Here is an 8,672-nt window from a genome sequence, read left to right as displayed (position 1 = left end):
ATAACGACGGATTAACCTATCGCTTATATTGGAGGCTGTAATTGCAATATTTTGCTTTGCTGCTCACGCTTTTTATTGTGGGGGTGCGAAGTTTTTTTTTTAATGGATTAACCCATCGCTTTGCTCACGCTTATATTGGGGCTGTAATTCCAATACTTTGCTTTGTTGCTCACGCTTTTTATTGTGGGGTGCGAAGTTTTTTTTAATGGATTAACCCATCGCTTTGCTCACGCTTATATTGGGGCTGTAATTCCAATACTTTGCTTTGCTGCTCACGCTTTTTATTGTGGGGGTGCGAAGTTTCTTTTTAATGGATTAACCCATCGCTTCGCTCACGCTTATATTGGGGCTGTAATTCACTTTGTTTCATACAGCCCCAACAAAACCCCCAACAGAATTGGGAGTTCTGTTGGGGGTGAAGGGGAGGTTAGGGGATTTCGAAGGCTTGATTTATGTCTAATGCCAAGGGGATGGCTGGGGATTGTTAGACTAATCAAAATGGTTTTTATATTCTGTGTTCCATGGCGATTTTGCTATTTTAAATGGCGAGACGGCTTTGGGATGGACCCTCTCGTTTACTTATCTATCATACCATATTAGTTATTTAATTCACGCATTTTCTTGCAAAAAATACGTTTTTCATCATTTTAATTCACATATTAGACACAAAAAACGTTTTAAAAATACGTCTTTTACGCGAAATGATGTTGACATTTTTAAAACAATGTGATTTTCAAAAACAAGGAAGAGCTTATTACCGCCCTTCCTTGTCTTCATTTTTTATTTTACAACTTCAATCGTTTTCGTATCTAGTACGTTACCTGCTTTGTCTAGTGCTACGATAGTTACTTCATCAGTTACGGATTTCACTTTGTCAAAAGAGTAGAACTTGAATTCGCCGTCTGTGAATGTTCCACCTTTGTAAGCTGTACCGTTTACTGTTACTTGTACTGATTTTACTTCGCCTGTATATGTTCCTGTGATGTTTTTATCTGTTCCAAGTACTAATTTGTTTGGCGTGATGGCACCTTTAATTACGTTTTCTGATTCTGGGCCAACTAGTTTAATTGTTTTCGTGTCTAGTAGTTTACCTGCTTTGTCGTATGCTTTCATTGTTACTACATCGTTTGCACTTGTAATTTTATCGAGTGCGTAGAACTTGAATTCACCGTCTGCGAATGTGCCGCCTTTGTAGTCTACACCGTTTACTGTAACTACTACATAGTGTACGTCGTCTGTATATGTTCCTGTGATGTTTTTATCACCTGGTACTGCCATTTCTAGTGGTGTAATGCTACCTTTTGTTACTACTGGTACGCCTGTTACTACTTTCAGTGTTTTCGTGTCTAGCAGTTTGCCTGCTGCGTCGTATGCATGAATCGTTACTGGGTCGGTTGTGTTCTTGATTTTGTCAAAAGCGTAGAATGTGAATGTGCCGTTTGCTACTGTTCCGCCTTTGTAAACTTTATCGCCGACTGTAACTGTTATTTTTGTTACGTCTTCCGTGTATGTTCCTGTGATGTTTTTGTCTGTTGCTAGGCTGTAAGTTGCTGGTGTGATTTTACCTGTTGTTACGACTACGAATTTCACTTTTGTTCTCGATAGTTCTTTACCGTATTTGTCATAGGCTACTGCGAATACTTCGTCGGTTTTCTTGATGTTTTTATCGTTGGCATAGAAAGTGAATGTGCCGTCTGCTTTGACTGTTCCGCCAGTGTATTCTTTGTCGTTCACGAGTAGGGAAACTTTGGCTACGCTACCTGTGAATGTTCCTGTTACATATTTGTCGCCACCGATTAGGAAGTCTGCTGGTGTGATTGTTCCGATTGTCGATGAACGCATGTCTAGTAATTGTTGTGCTTGGTCTAAATCTCTTTGTAGTTGCGCTTTTACTGTCTCATCTGTTACTGTATCAATAATTTTTTGTGCTGCATCAATAGATGGTTGGATTGTTGGGTCTTTGATTTCGTTTGACAATGGTGTATCGTTCGTGAATAACTCGTTTACTGCTTTGCGTGCTGCTTCTTGGCGTGCTTTTTCTGCATTTTTAGCATCCAAAAGTTCTTGAGCGCGATCTAGGTCTTTTTGTAGGGCCGCTTTTACTGCTTCATCTGTTACTGCATCTACTAATTTTTGAGCTGCGTCAATGGCTTCTTGTGTTGTTGAGCCTTTAATTGCGTCTGTTGATGGTTGGTTGCTGCTGAACAATTCGTTTACTGCTTTTTGGGCTGCTTCCTGGCGCGCTTTTTCTGCGGCTTCTGCTGCATTACGTGCATCTAAAAGCTCTTGAGCGCGGTCTAGGTCTTTTTGTAGTTGGGCTTTTATTGTCTCATCTGTTACTGCGTTCACTAGCTTTTGCGCTGCGTTGATGGATGCTTGTGTTGTTGTATCTTTGATTGTATCTGTTGCTGGTTTATCATTTGTAAATAGCTCGTCTACTGCTTTTTGGGCTGCTTCTTGACGTGCTTGTTCGGACATTGCGGCTGCGTTACGTGCATCTAGTAGTTCTTGCGCACGGTCTAAATCTTTTTGTAGAGCCGCTTTTACTGTTTCATCTGTTACTGCGTCTACTAATTTTTGGGCTGCATCGATGGCTTCTTGGTTCGTAACGTCTTTAATTGCGTCTGTTGATGGTTGGTCATTGTTAAATAGCTCGTTGACTGCTTTTAGTGCTGCTTCTTGACGTGCTTTTTCTGCTGCAAGTTCTGCGTTACGTGCATCTAGCAATTCTTGGGCGCGATCTAAATCTTTTTGTAGTTGCGCTTTTAGTGTTTCATCTGTTACGGCATCAACTAATTTTTGGGCTGCATCAATGGCTTCTTGGTTTGTAATGTCTTTGATTGCATCTGTGGATGGTTTATCGTTCGTGAATAGTTCGTTCACCGCTTTTAATGCTGCTTCTTGACGTGCTTTTTCTGCCGCATTTGCTGCATTACGTGCATCTAGCAATTCTTGGGCGCGGTCTAAATCTTTTTGTAGTTGCGCTTTTACTGTTTCATCTGTTACCAGGTTGATTAATCCTTGTGCGTCGTCAATCGATGCTTGCGTTGTTGTATCTTTGATTGTGTCTGTTGATGGTTGATCATTCGTGAATAGTTCATTTACTGCTTTTTGAGCGGCTGCTTGACGTTCTTTGTCTGTGCTTGCTGCGTTACGTTCATTTAGTAGTTCTTGGGCGCGGTCTAAATCTTTTTGTAGCGCTGTTTTTTCGACTGTGTCTGTTACTGCATCGACTAATTTTTGGGCTGCATCAATTTTTGCTTGCGTTGTTGTATCTTTAATTGTGTCTGTTGCTGGATCATTATTTGTGAAAAGTTCGCTTACTGCTTTTTGTGCGATTTCGACTGTTCCTGTTGTTGTAATACGTTTTGCGTCTGCTAGTACGAATGTATTTTGGATATCGTTCGTAGATGAGATAGCGCCTGCTTGTACAGTTCCGGCTTGTGCTGATGCTTGTAATACTTGGAAGGTTGCATCTTGCCATGATAGATCTGGTGTTTCTGTTTTGTTTGTTGGTTTAAATACACCGATTTCTGATAAGCCATTGAAGTTAATTGTTGTTTTTCCATAAGCCGAGAATACACGGTTAGCGCCAGTTCCGTTTGCATTTAGGTCAAGTTTGCGTGGGTCATTGATGTTAATTACTGCATTTGCTGCTGTCGTACGGAAAATATGTGCTCCAGCTGGAGATGTTGCGGATTGTTGTGCTACTAAGCTTGCGTTTGGATTTATATTTAAGGTCTGCCCTATTAGCATTAATGCTGCGGCGGACGCGTCTGTACGATTAATTGTTGTTGTAGAGCTCGTGTCGAATGTTATGTTCGCCATTGCGTATGGGAATAACTCACGAAGCGTGTTAAGATTGAATGTTGCACTTTTACCTACAGTGAAGTTAGCTGTATTTGCTGGTGCGTATAAAAGTTCCCCACCATTTGTTGTGAGATCTACTTTTGCACCGTCTTCAATTTTGAAATATGGATTTGTACCGTATATAGCGAAAGCATAGGTTGCTGTTGTATTGTGCTCACCGATGAATTCACCTGAAATTGTTACACTATTTGCTTGGACAAGTTCGTTTAGTGTTCCTAATTTGTCTACACCTTGTCCATTTACTATTTTGTTCTTCCCTGTGAAATTAGCAGCTCCATTGAGATTATAGACAAATTGTGGTCCTACGTAATCAATGTTTTCGAAATTTTGTACGACACCTTTCACACCGTCATATACTGTGAATGGCGAGTAATAATGGGTACCACGAATCGTTAAGTTTTTGATATTCATTGTCTTCATAGCGGAACCTGTATAGGCGAAAATTGTCATGTTCGCTGCATTTATGCTTACTTTACTTTCAGTTAAGGTGTGACCGTTACCGTTAATGGTAAGCGTTGTTTTCTTGTTATTAATTTGAATGCCTGCTGTCATCGTAATGTCTGCTGTTAATTCAATATTTGTAATGCCGTTATCTTGTTCAAGCACTTGTTTTAATGTTGTGAAATCGCCTACTTGTGTTGGTGCTTCTGTTGTTCCAATTTCGGAGCCTTCTGCTGCTGCACTTGTTGTTGGATAGACTGTTAACATTTGGGATAAAACTGTGACTGTTGCTAATGTTGTGAATAGGGCTTTTTTCACCTTTTTAGTAGGTAATACGTTGAATGGAATTTGTTTTTTTTGTCATGGGTTAATTTTCTCCTTTTCGATAAGAGGGGATCTTATCCTTTGAATTTTTGAGGCTTATGTTGCTTTAAAGAGGAATGATATTATATGAGGAAATTGAGATTAAGTTAGCTTTACATTGCCGCCACCTCCTTTAAGTTCGTGTTTCTCTTGGCTTAATTACAGTTTATCGCATTTTTTCGTCAAAACAGGATTTTTCCAATAAGTTTATTTTTAAAATCAACTTTTTAGACATGTAGGGCAAATTTTAAAATTCGAGCTATAATTAGGCGCTGACGACAAGTACTGTTTCTTGTTGGATTGTTTCTACTAGTTTGGTGGAGGAAACGCCTGCTGTGTAGTCAAAGTAGACAATGTCGACGTTGCGGCGTTTGAATTCGGCTTCTAGTTTGTTGAATGTGGGGCTGCCTTTCCAATCGTTGCCGTGGAACATGACATCTACATTATGGTTGTCGATCAGTTGCAGTTTGCTTTCGTGGCTTGTTTGGGGAACGACTAGGTCGACGTATTTGAGTGCTTCGACAATTTGTTTGCGGTCTTCGAATGGGATGACTGGAGTTTTCTGCTTATATGCTTGGACAAATTCATCTGTGCTAACGCCGACGATTAAGATGTCACATTGGGACTTGGCGTTTTTTAAAATATTTAAATGGCCGATATGGAAAAGGTCGAATACGCCTGTTGTTAAACCGATACGATATTTTTTCATGCCATGCACTCCTCGTTTAATTGGATTCGTTTAGGATTGTGGGTAATGCGCTTGCTTGCGGGGGGGATTTCCATGTAGTTCTTGCCATAAACACGTTCTAGTAATTGCGGGGTTTCGCGGGGGATTTTGAATAATTGGCCTTCAAAAGTGGTTTTTGATGGGGCGTCGTACATTTCTTTGGGCATTGTTTGTTTTTTGTAGCCGTATTGGCTGCCGTAGTTGACATAAAACGGGGCGTCTTCACTTGTTTGGGTTTGCATATATTTAGTTAGTAGTTGGAAGACGATACTTGCGGGGATTGGTTTTGTTAGGCTTAAAATGGCTTTTTTCCACGGGGATAGTTGCTTTTCTTGGTTGATTTTTAGGAATAGGTAGTTTTTGATTTGTTTGATGAGCATGCCTTTTGTATGGAAACGGAATCCTGTGTTCTTTTTGGCGTTGTCTAGCGGGAAAATGTCGATGAAAATGCCTTTATGTTTAATGGAAGGCGAGGCGCTTTGTTCTTCAAAAATGGTGCCGTTCTTCTTAATTTTGATGATTGGTAAATAGTAATCGGGATCGGTCGTGCCGTAGTGAAGGAACAGGGATTCGGGAAGTTCGGTTTGGGCGATTTTCTGGAATGTTTCGAAGTCTTTGCGGGGCATTGCGATGTCAATATCGTCGTCCCAAGGGATAAATCCGTCGTGGCGAATGGCGCCAAGCAGTGTACCGCCAATAAGATAGTACGTCAAATCGTGTTTATCGCAAAGTGCTGCAACATCTACTAAAATGCTTAATTCTACTCGTTTGACTTGTTCTAAAACATTAGTCTGCATAGTAATAACCATCCATTTTCATTTTATTGTTGTTGAAAATGCTTCCGATAACATGTGCGTTCGCCGTCTGGAGCTTCTGGAGCGCCTTCTTGCTGTTTTCTTTAGATGAGTGATTGCTACGGACGAGCAAAATCGAACCGTCTACTAGTGAACAAAGTAATTGCGCATCTACTACGAGCTGAATTGGCGGCGTATCAAAGATAATTTGGTCAAAAATTTCATACAGTTCAGCGTACACTTGCTTCATTTTCTCAGAACCAAGTAATTCAGAAGGATTTGGCGGCACAACGCCTGCTGGCAAAACGTATAAGTTCTCGACTTCTGTTTCACGGATGGCTTCGTCCATTGTGACGCGATTTGTTAGTATACCAGTCAAACCGTGCGATACTGCTTTCTGGGAAGATTTTTTTCACGGTTGGTTTGCGTAAGTCACCGTCGATGAGTAATGTTTTTTTGCCTTGTTGGGCGAATACTACTGCTAGATTGGCGCAGATAAGCGATTTCCCAGAATCGGGTTCAGAAGAAGTAATCAAGATAGAGCGCATCGGCTTATCCACACTAGAAAATTCAATATTTGTTCGAATGGAGCGGAACAACTCGGAATGCGGTGATTTCGGGTTGATTTTTGCGATTAGTTTTTGCGGCTCGTCCGTTTTTTGGCGTCTATGGCTCATTTCTGATTGCTTCTTGATTTTCTTTTTTCTGCTTCTCAATCTAATTCAGCCTCTCTTTACTATTATTTTTGTCCAGGAATTTTCGCGATATTTCCGAGCAGCGGAATGCCTAACTCATCAAGAACATCTGATTCATCTTTAAACTTGGTATTAAAAATAACGCGGATAATCATGATTGCAAAACCGATAACCATCCCGCCAGCCGCTCCTCCACCGATAAAAATAACCGAGCTAGGACTTACTGGTTTTGGATTTTCAAGTGCCGTTGCTTTTGCTAAAATTTCAATGTTATTGACGTTCATCACGTTTGGTGTGATTTTGGCGAAAGACGCGGCGATTTCGTTGGCTATTTCCGCAGCTACGGCTTGATTAGGATCTGTTACACTTACGTTTATAACTTGGGAATTATGCTCGCTAGCAACCGTGATTTTACTCATTAATTGTCCTGCTGTGAAGTTACCGTCTAGGTTTCTTGCCACATCATCCAGAATACGCGGACTTTTTAGTAATGCGGTATACGTGTTAACAAGTTGAATATTAGCCTGTACTTCTGATGTTTGTAAATTGCTATTCATCTCTGTCTGGGCGGACTGTGTGACAAGAATTTGCGTTCTAGCTTCATACATCGGCGTGACTAAAAATACAAGAACTGCTCCAGCAACCATCATGCCGATGACTGCAGTAGATATGATTAACACTAAATGGCGTTTAATTATCGTGAATATTATTTTAATACTAATAGTTTCTTTCATCTTGACTCCTTCCAACGAAGCGATTTTCTTTCCATTGTTGGATTTTCTCCCGCTTCACATGATTCAAAAAGCGTAAGTTCCCAAAAAAGTACCGAGAAAACATGCGGCGCGGTTCTTGAAGAAAGCGGTAAAACCATTCTAGTCCTGCTCGTTGCATCCATTGCGGAGCGCGGTTTGTTTTGCCTGCGATAACATCGAATGTGCCACCGACTCCCATCACGAATGGTACGTCAAGGCGTTCTAAATGCTCGCTTGCCCAATATTCTTTTTGCGGGCTGGAAAAAGCTAAGAATAAGATGTCCGAGTCGCTTTCACGGATGTCATCAGCAATACTTGCAGATTCTTCTGGTGAAAAATAGCCGTTACGAAATCCGCCAAAAGACATGTCTGGGTATTTTGCGCGATAATGGGCTTCGATTTCTTCAATCACTTCTTGTGTGGCCCCTAGGAAATACGGGCGGTATTCTTTTTCGTTACAAATTTCGAGTAATGCTTCGAAAAGATCAATGCCAGTGACTCTTTCTGGGATCGGCTGGCCTAGGAATTTTCCTGCTAAAACAATCGATGAGCCGTCTGCGTTGATTAATGGGGAAGCGTTGACGATATTACGGAGCTTGATATCTTGGTGCATCAAATTGATTTTATTTGCATTAATAACGACATGTTGTGTTGGGTGACCTTTTTGAATAATATCTTCAATTCGGTTTAATGTTTCTGATAATGTTAAGCAATCCAGATTACTACCAAGTATTTGCGTTCTCACGTTTATCATCCTTTCATTTTCTTGACTTACATCCCGTTACCTTTACTCGTAAACTCTTTGAATGTACGTAGCAAAATCTTTATATTGAATAGAATGGAGCGTTTTTCTATATACTTCAAGTCTAGTGCGACCATTTCGTGGAAGTCTAAGTTATTTCTACCACTTACTTGCCATAAGCCTGTGCAACCTGGCGTAACAAGGAGTCTTTTCTTATCGTAATTGGAGTAATTAGCGTATTCTTGCAAAAGAGGGGGGCGTGGTCCAACGAAGGACATGTCGCCTTTT

At 40.7% G+C, this 8,672-nt stretch carries 8 protein-coding genes; all 8 read right to left on the bottom strand.

What is annotated here, in order from left to right; genetic code table 11:
* Window positions 1–780: 780 nt before the first annotated feature.
* Window positions 781–4,629, bottom strand: coding sequence for an immunoglobulin-like domain-containing protein (locus PRIP_RS08245; RefSeq protein WP_036100768.1), 3,849 nt, complete (start codon window positions 4,627–4,629; stop codon window positions 781–783).
* Between the two features lie 310 nt (window positions 4,630–4,939).
* Window positions 4,940–5,383 carry an FAD synthase family protein gene (locus tag PRIP_RS08240; protein WP_036100767.1) on the bottom strand — a complete coding sequence of 148 codons (444 nt, stop codon included), beginning with the start codon at window positions 5,381–5,383 and terminating at the stop codon, window positions 4,940–4,942.
* Entirely contained in the window at window positions 5,380–6,198 is an 819-nt protein-coding gene (locus tag PRIP_RS08235) for a LicD family protein (protein WP_036100766.1), read from the bottom strand. Before PRIP_RS08235 ends, PRIP_RS08240 begins: the two co-directional genes overlap by 4 nt.
* Entirely contained in the window at window positions 6,188–6,574 is a 387-nt protein-coding gene (locus tag PRIP_RS17645; protein WP_241434130.1) for a CpsD/CapB family tyrosine-protein kinase, read from the bottom strand. Before PRIP_RS17645 ends, PRIP_RS08235 begins: the two co-directional genes overlap by 11 nt.
* A complete protein-coding gene (locus PRIP_RS17640) occupies window positions 6,525–6,911 on the bottom strand; it encodes a nucleotide-binding protein (protein WP_241434129.1) in 387 nt (128 codons plus the stop codon). Before PRIP_RS17640 ends, PRIP_RS17645 begins: the two co-directional genes overlap by 50 nt.
* Window positions 6,912–6,934: 23 nt before the next feature.
* Window positions 6,935–7,624 (bottom strand): YveK family protein, encoded by a 690-nt coding sequence (locus PRIP_RS08225; RefSeq protein WP_036100765.1) that lies wholly within the window; start codon window positions 7,622–7,624, stop codon window positions 6,935–6,937.
* Window positions 7,608–8,396, bottom strand: coding sequence for a WecB/TagA/CpsF family glycosyltransferase (locus PRIP_RS08220; protein WP_052008815.1), 789 nt, complete (start codon window positions 8,394–8,396; stop codon window positions 7,608–7,610). Before PRIP_RS08220 ends, PRIP_RS08225 begins: the two co-directional genes overlap by 17 nt.
* Before the next feature lie 17 nt (window positions 8,397–8,413).
* On the bottom strand, window positions 8,414–8,672 hold a 259-nt coding region (locus tag PRIP_RS08215; RefSeq protein WP_036100764.1), incomplete at its 5' end, for a sugar transferase.

The organism is Paenilisteria riparia FSL S10-1204 (assembly GCF_000525995.1).
Classification (GTDB): domain Bacteria; phylum Bacillota; class Bacilli; order Lactobacillales; family Listeriaceae; genus Listeria_A; species Listeria_A riparia.
The sequence above is the reverse complement of the archived record's forward strand: the minus strand, read 5'-3'. Positions and strand labels throughout refer to the sequence as shown.

Coding starts and splice junctions, on each gene's coding strand:
- PRIP_RS08220 (WP_052008815.1), bottom strand. CDS start 8,396: ATGATAAACGTGAGAACGCAAATACTTGGTAGTAATCTGGATTGCTTA.
- PRIP_RS08225 (WP_036100765.1), bottom strand. CDS start 7,624: ATGAAAGAAACTATTAGTATTAAAATAATATTCACGATAATTAAACGC.
- PRIP_RS08235 (WP_036100766.1), bottom strand. CDS start 6,198: ATGCAGACTAATGTTTTAGAACAAGTCAAACGAGTAGAATTAAGCATT.
- PRIP_RS08240 (WP_036100767.1), bottom strand. CDS start 5,383: ATGAAAAAATATCGTATCGGTTTAACAACAGGCGTATTCGACCTTTTC.